18 protein-coding genes and 1 tRNA gene are annotated in these 21622 nt (G+C 69.6%); 18 read left to right on the top strand and 1 reads right to left on the bottom strand.

Going from position 1 to position 21622, the window contains the following annotated elements; genetic code table 11:
* Window positions 1–12 precede the first annotated feature (12 nt).
* The 15 genes from hisG (at window position 13) to AC3RXZ_RS01965 (ending at window position 15708) form a co-directional block, all read left to right on the top strand.
* A complete protein-coding gene (hisG, locus tag AC3RXZ_RS02035) occupies window positions 13–852 on the top strand; it encodes an ATP phosphoribosyltransferase (protein ID WP_243225669.1) in 840 nt (279 codons plus the stop codon).
* Entirely contained in the window at window positions 852–1643 is a 792-nt protein-coding gene (gene hisF, locus AC3RXZ_RS02030; RefSeq protein ID WP_491493022.1) for an imidazole glycerol phosphate synthase subunit HisF, read from the top strand. The genes hisG and hisF overlap by 1 nt, the downstream gene beginning before the upstream one ends.
* A complete protein-coding gene (gene hisI, locus AC3RXZ_RS02025) occupies window positions 1640–1996 on the top strand; it encodes a phosphoribosyl-AMP cyclohydrolase (RefSeq protein WP_243225671.1) in 357 nt (118 codons plus the stop codon). The genes hisF and hisI overlap by 4 nt, the downstream gene beginning before the upstream one ends.
* Window positions 1993–2580 (top strand): Trp biosynthesis-associated membrane protein, encoded by a 588-nt coding sequence (locus AC3RXZ_RS02020; protein ID WP_243225673.1) that lies wholly within the window; start codon window positions 1993–1995, stop codon window positions 2578–2580. Before hisI ends, AC3RXZ_RS02020 begins: the two co-directional genes overlap by 4 nt.
* A 45-nt stretch (window positions 2581–2625) precedes the next feature.
* The gene (locus AC3RXZ_RS02015; RefSeq protein ID WP_243225676.1) at window positions 2626–2856 is read left to right on the top strand and encodes an HGxxPAAW family protein; all 231 of its coding nucleotides are present in this window, start codon (window positions 2626–2628) and stop codon (window positions 2854–2856) included.
* Window positions 2856–3632 carry an indole-3-glycerol phosphate synthase TrpC gene (gene trpC, locus AC3RXZ_RS02010; RefSeq protein WP_491493021.1) on the top strand — a complete coding sequence of 259 codons (777 nt, stop codon included), beginning with the start codon at window positions 2856–2858 and terminating at the stop codon, window positions 3630–3632. The genes AC3RXZ_RS02015 and trpC overlap by 1 nt, the downstream gene beginning before the upstream one ends.
* Window position 3633: 1 nt before the next feature.
* Window positions 3634–4872, top strand: coding sequence for a tryptophan synthase subunit beta (trpB, locus tag AC3RXZ_RS02005; RefSeq protein WP_243225680.1), 1239 nt, complete (start codon window positions 3634–3636; stop codon window positions 4870–4872).
* Window positions 4869–5675 carry a tryptophan synthase subunit alpha gene (trpA, locus tag AC3RXZ_RS02000; RefSeq protein ID WP_243225682.1) on the top strand — a complete coding sequence of 269 codons (807 nt, stop codon included), beginning with the start codon at window positions 4869–4871 and terminating at the stop codon, window positions 5673–5675. Before trpB ends, trpA begins: the two co-directional genes overlap by 4 nt.
* Window positions 5676–5685: 10 nt before the next feature.
* Complete coding sequence (gene lgt / locus AC3RXZ_RS01995) at window positions 5686–6711, top strand: prolipoprotein diacylglyceryl transferase (protein WP_243225683.1); 1026 nt, start codon at window positions 5686–5688, stop codon at window positions 6709–6711.
* Window positions 6712–6854: 143 nt separating this feature from the next.
* Complete coding sequence (gene gltB, locus AC3RXZ_RS01990) at window positions 6855–11375, top strand: glutamate synthase large subunit (RefSeq protein WP_491493491.1); 4521 nt, start codon at window positions 6855–6857, stop codon at window positions 11373–11375.
* Window positions 11368–12834 carry a glutamate synthase subunit beta gene (locus AC3RXZ_RS01985; protein ID WP_243225684.1) on the top strand — a complete coding sequence of 489 codons (1467 nt, stop codon included), beginning with the start codon at window positions 11368–11370 and terminating at the stop codon, window positions 12832–12834. The genes gltB and AC3RXZ_RS01985 overlap by 8 nt, the downstream gene beginning before the upstream one ends.
* A gap of 53 nt (window positions 12835–12887) precedes the next feature.
* Window positions 12888–14336, top strand: a complete 1449-nt coding sequence (pyk, locus tag AC3RXZ_RS01980) for a pyruvate kinase (protein WP_243225685.1) — start codon at window positions 12888–12890, stop codon at window positions 14334–14336.
* A 107-nt stretch (window positions 14337–14443) separates the two neighbouring features.
* A tRNA-Leu gene (locus AC3RXZ_RS01975) sits at window positions 14444–14526 on the top strand.
* Between the two features lie 19 nt (window positions 14527–14545).
* The gene (locus AC3RXZ_RS01970) at window positions 14546–15172 is read left to right on the top strand and encodes an ANTAR domain-containing response regulator (RefSeq protein WP_243225686.1); all 627 of its coding nucleotides are present in this window, start codon (window positions 14546–14548) and stop codon (window positions 15170–15172) included.
* A complete protein-coding gene (locus AC3RXZ_RS01965) occupies window positions 15169–15708 on the top strand; it encodes a GNAT family N-acetyltransferase (protein WP_243226177.1) in 540 nt (179 codons plus the stop codon). The genes AC3RXZ_RS01970 and AC3RXZ_RS01965 overlap by 4 nt, the downstream gene beginning before the upstream one ends.
* A gap of 8 nt (window positions 15709–15716) precedes the next feature.
* On the opposite strand, the gene AC3RXZ_RS01960 is transcribed toward AC3RXZ_RS01965, so the two are convergent.
* Entirely contained in the window at window positions 15717–16088 is a 372-nt protein-coding gene (locus tag AC3RXZ_RS01960) for a hotdog fold thioesterase (RefSeq protein WP_491493490.1), read from the bottom strand.
* 96 nt (window positions 16089–16184) lie between these two features.
* Between AC3RXZ_RS01960 and polA the strand changes: the two genes are divergently transcribed.
* The 3 genes from polA to AC3RXZ_RS01945 all read left to right on the top strand — a co-directional run bounded on the left by polA (window position 16185) and on the right by AC3RXZ_RS01945 (window position 21621).
* Entirely contained in the window at window positions 16185–18818 is a 2634-nt protein-coding gene (polA, locus tag AC3RXZ_RS01955) for a DNA polymerase I (protein WP_491493020.1), read from the top strand.
* A 31-nt stretch (window positions 18819–18849) separates the two neighbouring features.
* The gene (locus tag AC3RXZ_RS01950; protein ID WP_491493019.1) at window positions 18850–20523 is read left to right on the top strand and encodes a DUF885 domain-containing protein; all 1674 of its coding nucleotides are present in this window, start codon (window positions 18850–18852) and stop codon (window positions 20521–20523) included.
* Between the two features lie 66 nt (window positions 20524–20589).
* Window positions 20590–21621, top strand: a complete 1032-nt coding sequence (locus tag AC3RXZ_RS01945; RefSeq protein ID WP_491493018.1) for an LLM class flavin-dependent oxidoreductase — start codon at window positions 20590–20592, stop codon at window positions 21619–21621.
* The last annotated feature ends 1 nt before the right edge of the window (window position 21622 follow it).

The following is a 21622-nucleotide window of genomic DNA, read 5'->3' as shown; positions in this document are numbered from 1 at the left end:
CGAAAGACCCCCATGCTGCGCATCGCTGTTCCCAACAAGGGCTCGCTGTCCGAGACCGCCGCCGAGATGCTCGCGGAGGCCGGCTACGCCGGTCGGCGCGACTCCAAGACCCTGCACGTGATCGACGCCGAGAACGACGTCGAGTTCTTCTTCCTCCGCCCCCGCGACATCGCGACCTACGTCGCATCCGGCGCGCTGGACGTCGGCATCACCGGACGCGACCTGCTCAAGGACGTGCCCCAGCAGGCGCGCGAGATCCAGGCCCTCGGCTTCGCCCACTCCACGTTCCGCTTCGCTGCCCCGCCGGGTGCGTTCCGCGGCATCGAGGACCTCGCGGGCGTCCGCGTGGCCTCGGCGTATCCGGGACTCGTCGACGCATTCCTCCGCGAGCACGGCGTCGAGGCGGAGCTCGTCCCGCTGGACGGCGCGGTCGAGTCCGCCGTGCGCCTGGGCGTCGCCGACGCCATCGCCGACGTCGTCGAGACCGGGACCACGCTGCGGCAGGCGGGCCTGGAGATCTTCGGCCCGGTCATCATCGAGTCCGAGGCCGTTCTCATCAGCCGCCCCGGGGATGCCGAGGGCACCGAGACGCTCCTCCGTCGTCTGCGCGGCGTCATCGTGGCCCGCCGCTACGTGCTGCTGGACTACGACCTGCCGGCGGACCTCGTCGACCAGGCCGTCGCGATCACGCCCGGCCGCGAGTCCCCGACGATCTCGCCCCTCAAGGATCCGAGCTGGGTCGCGGTGCGCGTGATGATCCCCCGCAAGGGCGTCAACCAGGTCATGGATGCCCTGTACGCGCTCGGAGCGCGGGCGCTGCTGGTCACGGCGATCCACGCGGCGAGGCTCTGATGACGCTCGCGAGCCGCGTCATCCCGTGCCTCGACGTCGCCGCCGGCCGCGTCGTCAAGGGCGTCAACTTCCAGAACCTCCGCGACATGGGAGATCCCGTCGAGCTGGCGGCGCACTACGCGGCCCAGGGCGCCGACGAGATCACGTTCCTCGACGTCACCGCGACCGTGGACGACCGCGCGACCACCTACGACGTCGTGCAGCGCACGGCGGAACAGGTCTTCGTCCCGCTGACCGTGGGCGGGGGAGTGCGCAGCGTCGACGACGTCGCGCGACTGCTCTCAGTCGGTGCCGACAAGGTCGGCGTCAACTCGGCGGCCATCGCGCGTCCCGAACTGATCGGCGAGATCGCCGACCGCTTCGGCGCCCAGGTGCTGGTGCTCTCCCTCGACGTCAAGCGCGCCCCCAGCACGGTCTCCGGCTTCGTCGTCACCACGCACGGCGGCCGCACCGAGACGGCGCTCGACGCGCTGGACTGGGCGCGTGAGGCCACCGAGCGCGGCGCGGGGGAGCTGCTGGTGAACTCGATCGATGCCGACGGCACCCGCGACGGGTTCGATCTGGAACTCGTCCGCCTGATGCGCGAAGTCGCCTCGGTGCCGGTGATCGCGTCCGGAGGTGCGGGGAAGGCCGCGGACTTCGCACCCGCGATTAAGGCCGGAGCGGATGCCGTGCTCGCTGCGAGCGTGTTCCACACCGGCGCTCTGACGGTCGGCCAGGTGAAGGACGCGCTGCGTGCGGAGGGCGTGACCGTGCGCGGCGCCCTGGGCGAGCAGGAGGAGGCGACGTGACCGGAATCGAGGCCCGGATCGAGCAGGTCGCGTGGAACTCCGACGGCCTGGCCCCGGTGATCGTCCAGCAGTGGGACACGCGCGAGGTGCTCATGCTCGCATGGATGGACGCCGAGGCGCTGCGGCGCACGCTCACCGAGGGACGAGCGACCTACTGGTCCCGCTCGCGCCAGGAGTACTGGCGCAAGGGCGACACCTCGGGCAACACGCAACTGGTGCACGCCGCCCGGCTCGACTGCGACGGCGACGCGATCCTGCTCCAGGTGCATCAGAACGGTCCCGCGTGCCACACCGGCACGCGCACGTGCTTCGACGCGACGGACCTGGAGGCCGCTGCGGCGGTGGACGCATGAGCATCGCACGACGCGGACGCTCGATCACGGTCCTCGGCTTCCTGGCCGCGGGAGGCGTCGGAGTGCTGTCCGCGACGCAGACCTGGCTCGTCGCGTCGCGCCACGACGCGGCCGAGCCGATCCTCGTGACGGGCGCTCAGGCGCAGCCCCTGCTCACCCCGCTGAGCCTTGCCGTGCTGGCGCTGGCGGCCGTGCTCGCCATCGTGGGCCCGGTGCTGCGCCACATCCTCGCTGCCCTCGGCGGACTGATCGCCGTCCTGCTCGGATGGTCGACGCTCGACCTCCTGCTGACGACGCCGCTGTCCGCGGTGTCATCGACCGTCACCGAGGTGACTGGCTTGGCAGGGGAGTCCGCGATCGCCGACCTGGTGGATGCGGTCACGCCGACCGCCTGGCCCGCGGTCGCGCTGGGCGGCTGGGTGCTGCTGCTGGTCGTCGCGGTCTTCGCGCTCTTCACCGCGCGAGGCTGGCGCTCCGGCGGGCGCCGGTTCCGCACCGACGCCCCGGGGTCGACGTCCGAGGGTCCCGTCGACGCGATCGATTCCTGGGACGAGCTGTCGCGCGGCACCGACCCGACGCGCTGAGACCGATAGACTGACGACGCCCGCAACCCATTCGGAGGAATCCCCATGAGCAACCCCATCGCAGACCCCGGCCACGGACACTCGCCTGCCGCCTGGACCGCTGTGGTGGTCATGCTGTTCGGCGTCGCTGCGGGTACCGTCGCGTTCTGCCTTGAGCAGCCGCTGTTCGTGTGGATCTCGGTCGGGATCATCGTGATCGGCGCACTGCTGGGCTGGATCCTCGCGAAGGCCGGCTACGGCGTGAAGGGCCCCAAGTACTCGCCGAAGGCGCACTAGTGGTCCTCGCCGACCTCACGGCCGGCGCTGTCGAGGACGCCGAGCGTCGCGCGCTGTCGCGACCGCTCGCCGACGTCGAGAAAGCGGCCCTGGCCCGTCCCGCTGCGAAGGATGCCCGCGCAGCACTGGCTCCGGCATCCCGCGTCAAGATCATCGCCGAGGTCAAGCGCGCGAGTCCGTCCCGCGGCGCCCTGGCGGAGATCCCCGACCCCGCCCACCAGGCGACCCTGTACGAGCACGGCGGAGCCTCCGCGATCAGCGTGCTGACCGAGGAGCGCCGTTTCGGGGGCAGCCTCGCCGATCTCGAGGCCGTTACCGACCGCGTGTCGGTCCCCGTGCTGCGCAAGGACTTCATCGCGACGCCGTACCAGGTGTTCGAGGCACGCGCCGCCGGCGCCGACCTCGCACTGCTGATCGTCGCCGGTCTCGAGCAGCACGTGTTGACCGAGTTGTTCTCGCTCATCACCGAGCTCGGCATGACTCCGCTCGTGGAGACCCACTCCGCCGACGAGATCCGCATCGCAGCCGACCTCGGAGCCCCGCTCATTGGCGTGAACGCGCGGGACCTGAAGACCCTCGAACTCGACCGCGACCTGTTCGGTCGGATCGCCGACCTGATCCCCGCGGGAACGACGCGGATCGCCGAGTCCGCGGTGCTCGCCCCCTCGGACGTCGCGCGGTATCGCGACGCGGGCGCCGACGTGGTGCTCATCGGGGAGGCGCTCGTGACGGGCGACCCCGTCGCCACGCTGCGCGGTTTCCTGGAGGTGGGATGAGATGAGCGGCTCCGAGTCGACGGGCGCGCACGACGCCTCCCTGCGCGATCAGCCAGGTCCTTTCTTCGGCGAGTTCGGGGGGCGGTACATGCCGGAATCGCTCATCGCCGCGATCGACGAGCTCACGCTCGCCTACGAAGAGGCGATCGCGGACCCCGCCTTCCGCGCCGAGCTCGCGCACCTGCTCGGCACCTACGCCGGACGGCCCTCCGCCCTCACCGAGGTGCCACGGTTCGCCGAGCACGCCGGCGGTGCACGGATCTTCCTCAAGCGGGAGGACCTCAACCACACCGGCAGCCACAAGATCAACAACGTCCTCGGCCAGGCGCTGCTGACCAGGCGCCTGGGCAAGACGCGCGTGATCGCCGAGACCGGCGCAGGCCAGCACGGCGTCGCCACCGCCACGGCCGCGGCGTTGTTCGGCCTGGACTGCACCATCTACATGGGCGAGGTCGACACCGAGCGCCAGGCCCTCAACGTCGCGCGCATGCGCCTTCTCGGCGCCGAGGTCGTCGCCGTCAGGACCGGCTCGCGCACCCTCAAGGACGCGATCAACGATGCGTACCGGGACTGGGTCGCGACCGTGGAGACGACGAACTACATCTTCGGGACCGCGGCGGGTCCGCATCCCTTCCCGGCGATGGTGCGCGACTTCCAGAAGATCATCGGGGAAGAGGCGCGCGAGCAGCTGCTCTCGACCGCGGGCCGGCTCCCGGACGCCGTCGTGGCGTGCGTGGGCGGCGGCTCCAACGCGATCGGCATGTTCGACGCGTTCCTGGACGACGCCGACGTGAAGCTGTACGGCGTCGAGGCGGCGGGGGACGGCGTGGACACGCCGCAGCACGCGGCGTCGATCGAGCGCGGTCGCCCGGGCATCCTGCACGGCGCGCGCACCTACGTGCTCCAGGACGAGGACGGCCAGACCGTCGAATCGCACTCGATCTCGGCGGGACTCGACTATCCCGGTGTGGGGCCGGAGCACTCCTGGCTCGCCGACATCGGGCGCGCCTCGTACATCCCGGCGACCGATGACGAGGCCATGCAGGCGCTGCGCCTGCTCAGCCGCACCGAGGGCATCATCCCGGCCATCGAATCGGCGCACGCCCTCGCGGGTGCTCTCCGGATCGGCCGGCAGCTGGGCCAGGACGGCCTCATCGCCGTCTGCCTGTCCGGACGAGGCGACAAGGACATGGACACCGCCGCACGCTACTTCCACCTGTACGACGAGGAGCGCGCATGAGCCGGGTCGAAGACGCCATCGGGCGGGCGCACGACGCCGGACGCGGTGCCTTCGTGGGATACCTGCCGGTCGGATACCCCGACCTGGACACGAGCATCCGTGCGGCGATCACGCTGGCCGAGAACGGCGTCGACGTCATCGAACTCGGGCCGCCCTACAGCGACCCTGTCATGGACGGGCCGCTGATCCAGGAGGCGACGCAGGCGGCGCTCGCTGCCGGCTACCGCACGAAGGACCTCTTCACCGCGCTGCGCGCCATCACCGCGGCCACGGACGTGCCCGTGGTCGTGATGACGTACTGGAACCCGGTCGTGCAGTACGGCGTCGACCGCTACGCCGACGACCTGCTCGCGGCCGGCGGGGCGGGCCTCATCACCCCGGACATCACCCCTGAGGCCGCGGCGGAATGGATCGCGGCGAGCGAGCGGACCGGTCTGGACCGCATCTTCCTCGCAGCCCCGACCTCCACCGACGAGCGGCTGGACCTGGTCACCTCGTCGTCGACCGGTTTCGTCTATACCGTGTCCACCATGGGCATCACGGGGGAGAGGGCCGAGCTCGACAAGGCGGCCCGCACCCTCGTCGCCCGCCTGCGGACGCACGGCGCCGGCCGCGCCTGCGTCGGCATCGGGATCTCGACGCCCCAGCAGATCGCGGCCGTCCTCGAGTACGCCGACGGCGCGATCGTGGGCACGGCTCTCGTCCGCGCTCTGCGCGATGGCGGCCTCGACGGCCTCGCCGAGACCACGCGTGCGCTGGCAGCCGGCACGCCGTTGTCCGTCCCCTCCGACCAGAGAAACTAGAATCGCACTCATGTCCCTCGCGCTCTCCAGCACCCTGACCGGCGTGCTCACCAGCATCCCGAGCCCGCCCAGCAACACCTTCTCGCTCGGGCCGCTGACGATCCACTACTACGCGCTCTGCATCATCGCCGGCATCATCGTCGCCGTGCTGATGACGAACCACCGCCTGACCAAGCGCGGCGCGGAGCCGTGGATCGTGATCGACATCGCGATCCTCGCCGTCCCGCTCGCGATCATCGCGGCGCGGTTCTATCACGTGTTCACGCACCCGAACGACTACTTCGGCGAGGGCATCAACACCTGGAACCCGTTCCAGCCCGGGTCTATCTGGGCGATCTGGGAGGGCGGCATCGCCATCTACGGCGCCCTCATCGGCGGGGCCGTCGGCGCCTGGCTCGGCTGCCGCTGGACGAAGATCCGGTTCTGGAGCTTCGCCGACGCGCTGGCTCCAGGGCTCCTGCTCGCGCAGGCGCTCGGCCGCTTCGGGAACTGGTTCAACCACGAGCTCTTCGGCCTGCCGACCGATCTGCCCTGGGGGCTGGAGATCGAGTCCGACAACCCTGCCTTCCCGCCGGGGCTCGCCGAGGGCACCCTGTTCCACCCGACGTTCCTCTACGAGATCATCTGGAACGGGCTGGGCGTCGTCGTGCTCCTGTGGCTGGGGCGCAAGCTGTTCTTCCAGTGGGGCAAGCTCTTCGCGATGTATCTCATCTGGTACAGCGCCGGACGCATCGTGTGGGAGTCGATCCGCATCGACCCGAGCGAGATCATCCTGGGTCTGCGCAGCAACGTCTGGGCGGCGATCATCGGCGTCGTCGTCGGCATCGTCATCATCATCGTCCAGACCCGCCGTCACCCGGGTCTGGAGCCCTCGGTGTACCTCCCCGGCCACAGCCGGAAGGACGTCGACGCTGATGTACAATCGCAGGACAATCCCTCTGACTTCGTGGACGTGAGCGAGCCTCCGGCAGACGAAGTCACCGCAGGAGCCACCGCCACAAGCACCGCTCCCACGAGCGAGGACGGCACCCGATAAGCCGCCTCGCGGCGGGAGATCCATTGCACTGAACGAGCGGGCCGACGTCGTCCCCGGTGTCACTTTGAACTATCTGAGGACGGTAACTGGTGTACTTCCAGCCTCCCTACGGCGCCTCCGGCGCCTACCCCCCGAAGCAGGGCATGTACAACCCGGCGTTCGAGAAGGACGCCTGTGGCCTCGCCATGGTCGCCACGCTCCGCGGCACGGCAGGTCACGACATCATCCAGCAGGCCCTCGAGGCTCTGCGCAACCTGGAGCACCGCGGTGCGATCGGCTCTGACGCCGGCACCGGAGACGGAGCCGGCATCCTGACTCAGATGCCGGACGAATTCCTCCGCGCCGTGACCGAGTTCGACCTCCCTCCGGTCGGCGAGTACGCCGCCGGACTCGCGTTCCTCCCGCTGCACGCGGGGGAGCGCCGCACGCAGAAGGCGGGCGTCGAGAAGGTCGCCCGCGAAGAGGGCCTCACGGTCCTCGGCTGGCGCGTGGTCCCCACGGCCAACGAGCACCTCGGCAAGCTCGCCGACGAGGCGCGCCCCGCCTTCGAGCAGCTCTTCGTGTCCCGTCCGGCGACCGTCGACGCCCCCGCGCTGTCGGGGATCGAGCTCGACCGCCTCGCCTACCGGCTCCGCAAGCGCGCCGGACACGAGATCGGCGCCTACTTCGTCTCGCTCTCCAGCCGTACGCTCGGCTACAAGGGCATGGTGACGACGCTGCAGCTCGAGCCGTTCTACCCGGACCTGCAGGACGAGCGTTTCGCGAGCGAGCTCGCCGTCGTCCACTCGCGCTACTCCACCAACACCTTCCCGTCGTGGCCGCTCGCCCAGCCGCTGCGGATGCTCGCCCACAACGGCGAGATCAACACCGTCGGCGGCAACCGCAATTGGATGCGGGCACGCCAGTCGCAGCTCGAATCCGAGCTCCTCGGCGATGTACGGCCCCTGCTGCCGATCTGCACGGACGGTGCCAGCGACTCGGCCTCGTTCGACGAGGTCCTCGAGCTGCTCACGCTCACCGGCCGCAGCCTGCCGCACGCCATCCTGATGATGGTCCCCGAGGCCTACGAGAAGCAGACCGACATCACGCCGGAGCTGCGCGCGTTCTATGAGTACCACGCCAACCAGATGGAGCCGTGGGACGGCCCCGCGGCCCTGATCTTCACCGACGGGACGCTCGTGGGCGCCACGCTCGACCGCAACGGTCTGCGCCCGGGGCGCTGGACGGAGACCACCGACGGTCTGGTCGTCATCGGGTCCGAGACCGGAGTGCTCGAGTTCGAGCCCGAGCGCATCAAGCGCCGCGGCCGGCTGCAGCCCGGCAAGATGTTCGTCGTCGACACGGCCGCGGGACGCATCGTCGAGGACGCCGAGATCAAGGAGCGCCTCGCGAACCTGCACCCGTGGCAGGAGTGGCTGGACGCGGGAGCCGTGCGCCTCGCCGATCTGCCCGAGCGCGAGCACATCGTGCATCCCCCGGCCTCCATCACGCGGCGCCAGCGCACGTTCGGGTACACCGAGGAGGAGGTGCGGATCCTGCTGACCCCGATGGGTCAGAACGGCGTGGAGCCGCTCGGCGCCATGGGCTCCGACACCCCGATCGCCGTGCTCAGCGAGCGTCCGCGTCTGCTCTTCGACTACTTCACCCAGCAGTTCGCGCAGGTGACCAACCCGCCGCTGGACTCGATCCGCGAGGAGGTCGTGACGAGTCTCAGGCTCGGCATCGGCCCGGAGCGCAATCTCCTGGACTGGGGTCCGGAGCACGCCAGGACCGTCACCCTCGACTTCCCGGTGATCGACAACGACGAGCTGGCGAAGATCCGCCACATCGACAAGGCCATGCCCGGCCGGTCCTCCGTGACCATCCGCGGCCTGTACCACTTCGACGCCGGCCCCCAGTCGCTGCCGGACCGCATCGAGGAGATGTGCGCCGAGGTGGACGCCGCGATCGAGGAGGGCGCGGAGTTCGTCATCCTGTCGGACCGCGACTCGAACAAGGACCTCGTCCCGATCCCGTCGCTGCTCATGGTCTCGGCCATCCACCACCACCTCATCCGGCGCGAGAACCGCATGAAGGTAGGGCTCATCGTCGAGGCCGGCGACGTCCGCGAGGTGCACCACGTCGCCACCCTCATCGGCTACGGCGCGTCCGCGGTCAACCCGTACCTCGCCATGGAGACGGTCGAGCACCTCGTCCGCACCGGTTTCATCACGGGCATCTCGCCCGAGAAAGCGGTGAAGAACCTCATCTACGCGCTCGGCAAGGGCGTACTGAAGATCATGTCCAAGATGGGCATCTCCACGGTGTCGTCCTACGCGGGCGCCCAGGTGTTCGAGGCCGTCGGGCTCAGCCAGGAGTTCGTGGACGCCTACTTCACCGGAACCGAGACCAAGCTCGGCGGGATCGGCATCGACGAGGTCTACACCGAGAACCAGGCGCGTCACGACTACGCCTACCCCGAGGACGCCGCGGCCCGCGCCCACGAGCGCCTCTGGACCGGTGGCGAGTACCAGTGGCGTCGCGACGGATCTCCCCACCTGTTCAACCCGGAGACGGTCTTCCGCCTGCAGCACTCGACGCGCACGCGGCGGTACGACATCTTCCGCGAGTACACCAAGCTCGTCGACGACCAGGCCGCGGAGCTGAAGACCCTGCGCGGGCTCTTCTCGCTGCGCACGGGCCTGCGTCCCGCGGTGCCGCTGGACGAGGTCGAGCCGGTCAGCGAGATCGTCAAGCGCTTCTCGACCGGGGCCATGAGCTACGGCTCGATCTCCCGGGAGGCGCACGAGACGCTCGCCATCGCGATGAACCGCATCGGCGGCAAGTCGAACACCGGCGAGGGCGGCGAGGATCCGGATCGCCTCGTCGACCCGGAACGGCGCAGCGCCATCAAGCAGGTCGCGTCCGGCCGCTTCGGCGTCACGAGTCAGTACCTCACCGAGTCCGACGACATCCAGATCAAGCTGGCCCAGGGCGCGAAGCCCGGTGAGGGCGGTCAGTTGCCTCCGGGCAAGGTGTATCCGTGGGTGGCGCGCACGCGCCACGCGACCGCCGGCGTCGGGCTCATCTCTCCGCCGCCGCACCACGACATCTACTCGATCGAGGACCTCAAGCAGCTGATCTTCGATCTGAAGCGCGCGAACCCGGATGCTCGCATCCACACCAAGCTCGTCAGCCAGTCCGGCATCGGCGCGGTCTCCGCAGGCGTCGCGAAGGCGCTCAGCGACGTGATCCTCGTCTCCGGACACGACGGCGGGACGGGTGCGAGCCCCCTGAACTCGCTCAAGCACGCCGGTACGCCGTGGGAGCTGGGCCTGGCGGAGACGCAGCAGACGCTCATGCTCAACGGCATGCGCGACCGCGTCGTGGTGCAGGTCGACGGGCAGCTCAAGACCGGCCGCGACGTGATCATCGGCGCACTGCTGGGCGCCGAGGAGTTCGGGTTCGCGACCGCCCCGCTCGTCGTGAGCGGATGCATCATGATGCGCGTGTGCCACCTGGACACCTGCCCGGTCGGCGTCGCGACGCAGAACCCCGTTCTGCGCGAGCGCTTCACCGGCAAGCCCGAGTTCGTCGTGAACTTCATGGAGTTCATCGCCGAGGAGGTGCGCGAGATCCTCGCCGAGCTGGGCTTCCGCTCGCTCGACGAGATCATCGGGCGCAGCGACCTCATCGAGACGAACGCCGCGATCGAGCACTGGAAGGCCGACGGGCTCGATCTGTCGCCGGTGCTGGACGGCCCGGTGTTCCCGGCATCCGAACCGCGTCGCAGCGGGCGGGAGCAGGACCACGAGCTCGGCGAGCACTTCGACGTCCAGCTCATCGAGATGGCGCAGGACGCTCTCCGTGACGGCTCTCCCGTCCTCATCGAGCTGCCGATCCGCAACACGGAGCGCGCGGTCGGCACCATGCTGGGCCACGAGGTCACCTCGCGCTACGGCGCCGCAGGCCTCGCCCGCGAGACGATCGACGTCACCCTGACCGGCACCGCCGGCCAGTCGCTGGGCGCTTTCCTGCCGGCGGGCATCGCGCTCCGCCTCGAGGGCGACGCCAACGACTACGTCGGCAAGGGGCTCTCCGGCGGCGACATCACGATCCGTCCGTCCCGCGGCGCGACGATCCTCCCGCAGGAGAACGTGATCGCCGGCAACGTGATCGGCTACGGCGCCACCAGCGGGACGATGTTCATCTCGGGCGTGGTCGGGGAGCGGTTCCTGGTGCGCAACTCGGGAGCGACGGCGGTGGTCGAGGGCGTGGGCGACCACGCCCTGGAGTACATGACCGGCGGTCTCGCGGTGATCCTCGGCACCACGGGCCGCAATCTCGGAGCCGGCATGTCCGGCGGCATCGCGTACGTGCACGCGCTGCGCACCGACAAGGTGAACGCGCAGTCGCGCGAGAGCGGCGAGCTGCGGCTGGAGCCGCTCGACCGCGCCGACCTCGAGGTGCTCAGGAGCCTGCTCACCGAGCACCACGAGCGCACGGCATCCCCCCTGGCGGCAGAGATGCTCGCCGACTTCGACACCGTGGCGGGCGAGTTCGTCAAGGTGCTTCCGCGGGACTTCGCCGCGGTTCAGAACATGCGCCAGGAGGCGGAGGAGGCCGGGCTCGACCCGGACGGCGACGTCATCTGGAACCGGATCCTGGAGGTGACCGGTGGCTGACCCCAAGGGCTTTCTGAAGGTGACGGAGCGCGAGCTTCCCGCTCGTCGCCCCGTCCCGGTCCGGATCATGGACTGGAAAGAGGTCTACGAGCCCGGCGACCAGGCTGTGCTGCGCCGTCAGGCCGGCCGGTGCATGGACTGCGGTGTGCCGTTCTGCCACTCCGGATGCCCGCTGGGCAACCTGATTCCGGAGTGGAACGACCTCACGTGGCGCGGCGAGGGCCGATCGGCGATCGAGCGGCTGCACGCCACGAACAACTTCCCGGAGTTCACCGGGCGGCTGTGCCCGGCGCCCTGCGAGAGCTCGTGCGTGCTCGGCATCAACCAGCCGGCCGTGACGATCAAGCAGATCGAGGTCTCGATCGCGGATGAGGCCTTCGCCCACGGATGGGTCGAGGCCGAGCCGCCGGAGCGCCTCACCGGCAAGACGGTCGCGGTCGTCGGATCCGGCCCTGCCGGACTCGCTGCCGCTCAGCAGCTGACGCGCGCAGGTCACACGGTCGCCGTGTTCGAGCGGGACGACCGCATCGGGGGACTCCTGCGCTACGGCATCCCCGACTTCAAAATGGAGAAGAGCCACGTCGAGGCCCGTCTCCGTCAGATGCAGGAGGAGGGCACCCGGTTCCGCGCCGGCGTCGAGATCGGCAAGGACATCAGCTGGGCGGATCTGCGCGCCCGCTATGACGCCGTCGTCGTCGCGACGGGCGCGACCGTGCCGCGCGATCTGCCGATCCCCGGGCGCGACCTGGACGGCGTGCACTTCGCGATGGAGTACCTCGTCGAGTCCAACCGCGCCGTCGCCGGCGACAAGGTCCCCAACCAGATCACCGCCGAGGGCAAGCACGTCGTCGTCATCGGCGGAGGCGACACCGGCGCCGACTGCATCGGCACGGCGCACCGCCAGGGCGCGCTCAGCGTCACGAACCTCGCGATCGGCCGCCAGCCGGGCGCGGGACGCCCCGACCACCAGCCGTGGCCGATGATGCCGACCGTGTTCGAGGTCTCGTCCGCGCACGAGGAGGGCGGCGAGCGGGTCTACCTCGCCTCGACCGTCGAGTTCCTCTCCAACGACGCCGGAGAGGTCCGCGCCCTGCGCGTGGCGGAGACCGAGTTCGTGGACGGACGCCGCGTGCCCAAGAGCGGCACCGAGCGGGAGATCCCCGCCGACCTCGTCCTCATCGCGATGGGCTTCACCGGCCCCGAGCAGGACGGATTCGACGAGGAGACACGTCCGCAGGTCACCGACCGCGGCGCCTTCCAGCGCGACGACTCCTACGAGTCGACCGTTCCCGGCGTGTTCGTGGCCGGTGACGCGGGCCGCGGCCAGTCGCTCATCGTGTGGGCGATCGCCGAGGGCCGGGCGGCCGCGGCGAGCGTCGACCGCTTCCTGATGGGCGAGACGGTGCTGCCCGCGCCGGTGCGTCCCACGGATGTCGCGATCGGCCTGCAGCCCGCGTAGGCTGACGGGGGCACCGTCGCCAGTTCCGTTCCTCTCTACCCTGGAGATTTCTGTTGAGACGCGCGAAAATCGTCGCCACACTCGGCCCTGCCACCAGTTCCTATGAGAACGTGCGAGCCATCATCGAGGCCGGCGTGGACGTCGCCCGGCTGAACCTCAGCCATGGCGACTACTCCGTCCACGACGCCAACTACGCGAACGTGCGCCGCGCGGCGGACGACGCGGGGCGCGCCGTGGCCGTGCTGGTCGATCTGCAGGGGCCGAAGATCCGCCTGGGCAGGTTCGAGGCCGGTCCCTACGAGCTCGAGGTCGGTGACATCTTCAAGATCACCACCGAGGACATCATCGGCAACCGCGAGATCTGCGGCACCACGTTCAAGGGCCTGCCCCAGGACGTCAAGCCCGGCGACTTCCTGCTGATCGACGACGGCAAGGTGCGCGTCGAGGTCGTCGAGACCGACGGCACCGTCGTCACGACCAAGGTGATCGTCGCCGGCGCCGTGTCGAACAACAAGGGGATCAACCTCCCCGGTGTGGCCGTCAACGTCCCCGCCCTCAGCGAGAAGGACGAGGCGGATCTCCGCTGGGGCCTGCGCACCGGCGCCGACCTCATCGCGCTGTCGTTCGTGCGCAACGCGGCCGACGTGGAGCGCGTGCACGAGATCATGGCCGAAGAGGGTGTGAGGGTCCCGGTCATCGCCAAGATCGAGAAGCCGCAGGCGGTCGACGCGCTCGAGGAGATCGTGGACGCGTTCGACGGCATCATGGTCGCCCGCGGCGACCTCGGCGTCGAGTTGCCGCTCGAGGCCGTGCCGATCGTGCAGAAGCGCGCCGTGGAGCTCGCGCGCCGCAACGCCAAGCCGGTCATCGTGGCGACGCAGATGCTCGAGTCGATGATCTCGAGCCCCGTTCCGACCCGCGCCGAGACGAGCGACGTCGCCAACGCCGTCCTCGACGGCGCCGACGCGGTCATGCTGTCCGGCGAGACGAGCGTGGGGGAGTACCCGATCGTCGTCGTCGAGACGATGGCGCGAATCATCGCGTCGACGGAGGAGCACGGGCTCGAGCGCATCGCGCCGCTGACGACCAAGCCCAAGACGCAGGGCGGGGCGATCACGCTCGCCGCCCTCGAGGTCGCCGACTTCGTCGAGGCCAAGTACCTGTGCGTGTTCACGCAGTCCGGGGACTCCGCGCGCCGCCTTTCGCGGCTGCGCTCGCGCATCCCGATGATCGCGTTCACGCCGGAGCCCGGCATCCGTCGCCGCATGGCACTGACCTGGGGCCTGCGCTCGACGCTCGTCGACGTCGTCCAGCACACCGACCTGATGTTCCACCAGGTCGACGACTACCTGCTCACGAACGGCCTGGCCGTCGAGGGCGACAAGGTCGTGGTGATCTCCGGATCCCCTCCCGGGATCGTCGGCTCCACCAACGACATCCGCGTCCACAAGGTCGGGGATGCCGTCGGCGGCGCGGCTCCGATCTACAAGAACGGGGCCTGAGGCTCCGCAACCGATGATGCGCGCCGCAGCGCCCGAGGGGGCTCCGGCGCGCATCATCGTGTTCCGCGCGCGTGGGTTCCGAGGCGCGTGCGCTAAAGTCGATCCGGGCCGGCGTGGCGGAATGGCAGACGCGGAGCACTCAAAATGCTTTGTCCGAAAGGGCGTGTGGGTTCGAGTCCCACCGCCGGCACAGAAGGACCCCTACTAGAATGGGAATCGTGACCGAAGAACAGGCTGAACAGTCCACGGCATCCGCTCCGCGACGCGTCGTCGTCGCGGAAGACGAATCGCTGATCCGTCTCGACATCGTGGAGATCCTCCGCGACAACGGATTCGACGTCGTGGGCGAGGCCGGAGACGGCGAGACGGCGGTCGCACTCGCGACCGAGCTACGTCCGGATCTGGTCATCATGGACGTCAAGATGCCGCAGCTGGATGGCATCAGCGCCGCCGAGAAGCTGCACAAGGGCAACATCGCCCCGGTCGTCCTCCTGACCGCGTTCAGCCAGAAGGAGCTCGTCGAGCGCGCGAGCGAAGCGGGCGCCCTGGCGTACGTCGTGAAGCCGTTCACGCCGAACGACCTGCTGCCTGCCATCGAGATCGCGCTGGCGCGTCACGAGCAGATCATCACGCTCGAGGCCGAGGTCGCCGACATGGTCGAGCGCTTCGAGACCCGCAAGCTCGTCGACCGCGCCAAGGGGCTGCTGAACGAGAAGATGGGCCTGTCCGAGCCCGAGGCGTTCCGTTGGATCCAGAAGGCGTCCATGGACCGTCGCCTCACGATGCAGGACGTCGCGAAGGCGATCATCGAGCAGCTCGCCCCGAAGAAGTCCTGATCGACCTCGGAGGCGGCATCCTGCTGCGGCCGCTCGAGCCGGGCGACGCCGCGGCTCTGGCGGAGGCCTTCGCGCGCAACCGCGCGCACCTGGCCCCCTGGGATCCGGAGCGCACCGAGGACTTCTTCACCTCAGCGGAGCAGGCGCGGCTGATCGAGCTGCTGCTCGCCGAGCGGGATGCCGGGCGCAGCGCGCCGTTCGTCCTGGCTCGTCCGGAGGACGGGGCGGTCGTCGGCCGTGCGAACCTGAGCAACATCGTGCGCGGAGCGTTCCACAGCGCCGACCTGGGGTACTGGATCGACGCCTCACTGGCCGGTCGAGGACTGATGACCCGCGCGGTCACCGAGATGCGCCGTCATGCGGCGAGGGAACTGAAGCTGCACCGGCTGCAGGCCTCCACGCTGCTGCACAATCACGCCTCGCAGCGGGTGCTCGCCGCCAACGGCTTCGAGCGCATCGGCATGGCGCCGAAGTACCTGCACATCGCGGGGGAGTGGCAGGACCACTACCTGTTCCAGCGGATCCTCTCCGACTGATCGTCGCGTCAGTCGGGCAGGTCCTTGATCATGTTCGTGATCCGGATGGTCGAGCAGCGCCGGCCGCGGTCGTCCGAGACGACGATCTCGTGGACCGTGATGCTGCGCCCCAGATGGATCGGCGTGCACACTCCCGTGACGACCCCGGAGGTCACCGAACGGGTGTGGGTGGCGTTGATGTCGACGCCGACCGCGAGCCGTCCAGGGCCCGCGTGGAGGTTGGCGGCCATCGACCCGAGCGACTCGCCGAGCACGACGTAGGCGCCGCCGTGCACGAGTCCCACCGGCTGCGTGTTGCCCTCGACGGGCATCGTCGCGACCGCGCGGTCGATCCCGAACTCGGTGAACTCGATCCCCATCTTCTCGGCCAGGGCGCCCATGCCTCGCGCCGTCGCCCACTCGAGGCCGTTCGTCTGGATGCTGTCGCTCACCGATCCTCCTCAGCACGTGTCTGTCGTCCTCGTTAGGCTGACAGGGTGACGGACTCCGCAAAGCCTACCCTCATGGTCGTCGACGGCCATTCGCTCGCCTACCGCGCCTTCTTCGCCCTCCCCGTGGAGAACTTCACCACGAAGGACAACCAGCACACGAACGCGATCTACGGCTTCCTGTCGATGTTCGTGAACCTCATCAAGGCCGAGCGTCCGACGCATCTGGCGGTCGCCTTCGACACCTCTCGGCATTCGTTCCGCACGGACGAGTACCCCGAGTACAAGGCGACCCGCTCCGAGACGCCGCAGGAGTTCCGCGGCCAGATCCCGCTGCTGCAGGACTGCCTCGCCGCGATGTCGGTGCCCGTGCTGACGCAGGAGGGCATCGAGGCGGACGACATCCTCGCCACGCTGGCGGCGCAGGGCTCCGTGGACGGCTACGACGTCCTGGTCGTCTCCGGCGACCGCGACACGATCCAGCTCGTGAACGACGAGGTGACCCTGCTCTACCCGTCGGTGCAGGGCGTGTCGCAGCTCAAGCGCTACGACCCGGCCACGGTGCAGGAGCGCTACGGCGTCCGCCCCGAGCAGTATCCCGACATCGCCGCGCTCGTCGGCGAGACGAGCGACAATCTCCCCGGTGTTCCGAAGGTCGGAGAGAAGACCGCCGTGAAGTGGCTCACCCAGTTCGGCTCGCTCGACGCTCTGCTGGAGCGCGCCGACGAGATCAAGGGCGTCGTCGGCGGCAACCTCCGCGATCACATCGAGGATGTCCGCCGCAACCGGAAGCTCAACCGGCTGCTCACCGACGTCGCGCTGCCCGTCGCACCCTCCGACCTCGCTGTGCGCCCCATCGACGCGCAGGCGGTGCGCGACATCTTCGCCCGACTCGAGTTCCGCACCCTGCTGCCGCGCGTGTTCGAGGCGGCGGGCAGCGACGCCCCGGTCGAGGATCCGGCGAACGCCGTCGAGCTGCCGTCCCCCCTCGAGGCGACCGCGGCGGAGCTCGCCGCGTGGCTTCAGGCCGGCGGGGACGAGACGGCGCTGACGCTCGTCGTCGCGGGCGGGCACGCGACCCGGCTCGGCGTCGCGCGCGGGGACGAGCTGCGCGAGACCGACTGGAACGAGGGCGCAGCCGAGGCTCTCCGAGGCTGGCTGGAATCCGAAGCGCCGAAGGTGCTCCACGACGCGAAGCCCCAGGTCAAGGCTCTGCTGCGCTCCGGCATCCGGCTGGGCGGGCTGGCCTACGACACGAGCCTGGCCGGCTGGCTGCTGCGCCCGAGCTTCCCCGACAAGACCCTCGGCAACCTCGTCGAGCGCTACCTCGGCGAGAAGCTTCCCGAGGCCGACCCCACGCAGCTCGTCCCCGAGACCGACGGCGCGACACCCTCCCAGGAGGCGTGGTTCACACTCCGCACGACTGCCGCGCTGCGCGCCGACCTGCCTGAGGCGGTGGGATCCGTGCTCACCGACATCGAGCTGCCGACCCTGCTGACTCTCGCCGACATGGAGCTCGCCGGCGTCGCGGTTTCGCACGATGTGCTGTCCACGTTCTCCGCCGAGCTCGGCGCGCGGGCCGACGCGATCGCCCAGCAGGCCTTCACGACGATCGGGCACGAGGTCAACCTGGGCTCTCCCAAGCAGCTCCAGGAGGTGCTGTTCGAGGAGCTCCAGCTGCCGAAGACCCGCAAGACGAAGACCGGCTACTCCACGGATGCCGCGTCGCTGGCGGACATCCAGGAGAAGAGTCCCCATCCGTTCCTCGAGCAGCTGTCGCAGCACCGGGAGGCGACGAAGCTGCGTCAGATCATCGAGTCGCTGGACACCGCGATCAAGGACGACCATCGCATCCACACCACCTACGTGCAGACCGGCAGCCAGACCGGACGGCTCTCCAGCACGGACCCGAATCTGCAGAACATCCCGGTGCGCACTGAGGAGTCACGGCGCATCCGCAGCGCCTTCGAGGTGGGCGAGGGCTACGAGACGCTCCTGACGGCGGACTATTCGCAGATCGAGATGCGCATCATGGCGCACCTGTCGGGTGACGAGGGGCTCATCGAGGCCTTCAACAGCGGCGAGGATCTGCACCGGTTCGTCGGCGCGCGCGTTTTCGGCGTCGACCCCTCGGACGTCACGGCCGCGATGCGCACCAAGGTCAAGGCGATGTCCTACGGTCTCGTGTACGGGCTGAGCGCCTTCGGCCTGTCCAAGCAGCTGCGGATCGAGCAGACCGAGGCCAAGCAGCTCATGCTGGAGTACTTCGCTCGCTTCGGCGCGGTGCGCGACTATCTGCGGGCATCCGTGCTCGCGGCCAAGGAGGTCGGGTACACCGAGACGATCTTCGGCCGTCGCCGCCCGTTCCCCGACCTCACGAGCCCGAATCGCGTGCTGCGCGAGAACGCGGAGCGAGCGGCGCTCAACGCGCCGATCCAGGGCAGTGCGGCCGACATCATGAAGATCGCGCTGTTCCGCATCCACGACGATCTCGTCGCCGCCGGTCTGCGCTCACGGGTCCTTCTCCAGATCCACGACGAGCTCGTGGTCGAGGTCGGCCCGGGGGAGTGGGATGCCGCGGAGGAGATCGTGCGCACCCGGATGGCCGGGGCCGCCGAGCTGTCGGTGCCCCTTGACGTGCAGGTGGGGCGCGGCCGGGACTGGAACGAGGCGGCGCACTAGGCAGCAGGCGGCGCCCCAGTACCCTGGAGCGATGACCAACTCTGCGCGCACACCCACCGCGATCGACCAGGTCGCCGAGGAATGGGTCGACGACCTCGTCCGTCTGGCTCCGACGCTGGGGACCTACATCGGCCGTAACGACGCGAACGACCGTTTCGCCGACCTCAGTCCCGACGGCCAGGAGCAGTACGCCTCGGAGGTGCGGCGCACGCTTGCGAAGCTCGACGCGATCGAGCCCGTGGATGAGGTCGACGCCGTCACGAAGGCCGATCTGGGCAGTGAACTGCGCCTCGAGCTGGAGCTGCACGATGCCCAGTGGCATCTGCGCGACCTCAACGTCATCGCCTCGGCGCCGCAGGACATCCGCTCGGTCTTCGATCTGATGCCCACCGCGACTGCCGAGGACTGGGAGGTCATCGCCACGCGTCTCGCCGCGATCCCCGCGGCCCTGCAGGGATACACCGCCACGCTGCGCGAAGGGATCGGACGCGGTACGGTGCCCGCCCGCCGCCAGGCCGTCGAGGTCGCGACGCAGATCGAGCGCTACACGGCCGACGACGGCTTCTTCGCGGCCTTCGTCGCGGATGCCGCCCCTGCCGAGGGCGAGCTGCCGGCCTCGCTCGCGCGCACCCTCGCCGACAACGCCTCGGCAGCGCGCGTCGCCTACGACGAACTGCGCTCCTTCCTGGCCGGCACTCTGGCGGCGTCCGCGACGGACACCGACGCCGTGGGCCGCGAACTGTACGCGCTGAACTCCCGACGCTTCCTCGGCGCCACGATCGACCTCGACGAGACGTACGAGTGGGGGATCGAGGAACTGCGCCGCATGGTCGACGAGCAGACCGCGATCGCGAACGAGATCCTTCCCGGTGCCACGGTCGAGGAGGCCGTGGCGCATCTCGAGGCGGACCCCGCCCGCAAACTCCACGGCACCGAGGCGCTGCAGCGGTGGATGCAGGAGACCAGCGACCGTGCCGTGTCCGAGCTCGGAGCCACGCACTTCGACATCCCCGAGGAGATCCGCACCCTGGAGTGCATGATCGCTCCCACCCAGGAGGGCGGCATCTACTACACCGGCCCCACCGACGACTTCTCGCGTCCCGGCCGGATGTGGTGGTCCGTACCCGAGGGCGTCACCGAGTTCGACACCTGGCGCGAGCTCACCACGGTGTACCACGAGGGCGTCCCCGGACACCATCTGCAGATCGCGCAGGCCGTCTACAACCGCGAGCAGCTCAATTCCTGGCGGCGGCTGCTGGCGGGGACCTCGGGTCACGCGGAGGGCTGGGCGCTGTACGCCGAGCTGCTCATGCAGCAACTCGGCTACCTCGACGATCCCGCCGACCGACTCGGGATGCTGGACGGGCAGCGCATGCGCGCCGCGCGAGTCGTCCTGGACATCGGCGTGCACCTGCAGAAGCCCCGCCTGGACGGTTCGGGCGTCTGGGACGCCGATCACGCACTCGAGTTCATGCGGCGGAACGTGAACATGTCCGACGAGTTCGTGCAGTTCGAGGTCAACCGCTATCTCGGCTGGCCAGGGCAGGCACCCTCGTACAAGGTCGGTCAGCGCATCTGGGAGCAGGTGCGCGACGCCTGTCGGATCCGCGAGGGCGACGGGTTCGACATCAAGCGGTTCCACAAGCGCGCTCTCGACCTGGGCGGCGTCGGTCTCGACACCCTGCGGACGGCGCTGCTGGGCTGACGCGGCCGGCGCCGGGAATGCGGCGAACGTCGACATGGTTCATTCACCTGAATACGAAAGGCTGACATGAACATCGAATTCGGGCTGGACACCTTCGGCGACATCACCCGCGACGCGGACGGAAACCTCGTCTCCGCGGCGCAGACCATCCGCGACATCGTGGCGCAGGCCGAGCTCGCCGATCGCGTCGGCGTGGACTTCTTCGGCGTGGGCGAGCACCATCGCAAGGAGTTCGCGGTCTCCGCTCCCGAGATGGTGCTCGCCGCGATCGCCTCGCGGACCGAGCGGATCCGCCTCGGCACGGCGGTCACGGTCCTGTCCTCCGACGACCCGGTGCGCGTGTACGAACGGTTCGCGACGCTGGATGCGGTGTCCGGTGGGCGTGCCGAGGTCGTGCTCGGCCGCGGGTCCTTCATCGAGTCCTTCCCGCTGTTCGGCTTCGATCTGCGCGACTACGAAGCACTCTTCGAGGAGAAGCTCGAGCTGTTCGTGGAACTTCTCAAGGAGCAGCCCGTGACGTGGTCCGGAACCATGCGTCCCGCGCTCGAGAACGCCGACGTCTTCCCGAAGACCGAGACGGGTCTGCGCACCTGGGTCGGTGTGGGCGGCAGCCCGGAGTCGGTCGTGCGCGTGGCGCGCCACGGACTCGGGCTCATGCTCGCGATCATCGGCGGTCCCGCGGAGCGCTTCCGCCCGTTCGTCGATCTCTATCACCGCTCGACCGCGAGCTTCGGGACGACCGCGCATCCGATCGCCGTGCACTCACCAGGGCATGTCGCGCCCACCGACGAGGAGGCCTGGGACGCGGCGTACGAGGGTTTCGAGGCGATGAACAACACCATCGGGGCCGAACGCGGCTGGCCGCCGTACAGCCGAGCGCGCTTCCAGAACGACGTCGGTCCCGCCGGCGCGATCTACGCGGGCTCGCCCGAGCGCGTCGCGCAGAAGATCGCCGACACCGTCCGCACCCTCGGACTCGGCCGGTTCGACCTGAAGTACGCCACGGGGACACTGGCCCACGAGCAGATGATGCGCAGCATCGAGCTGTACGGGACCGTGGTGATCCCTCGGGTGCGCGAGCTGCTCGCCGAGGACTGAT

The organism is Microbacterium cucumeris, assembly GCF_058349845.2.
The sequence above is the reverse complement of the archived record's forward strand: the minus strand, read 5'-3'. Positions and strand labels throughout refer to the sequence as shown.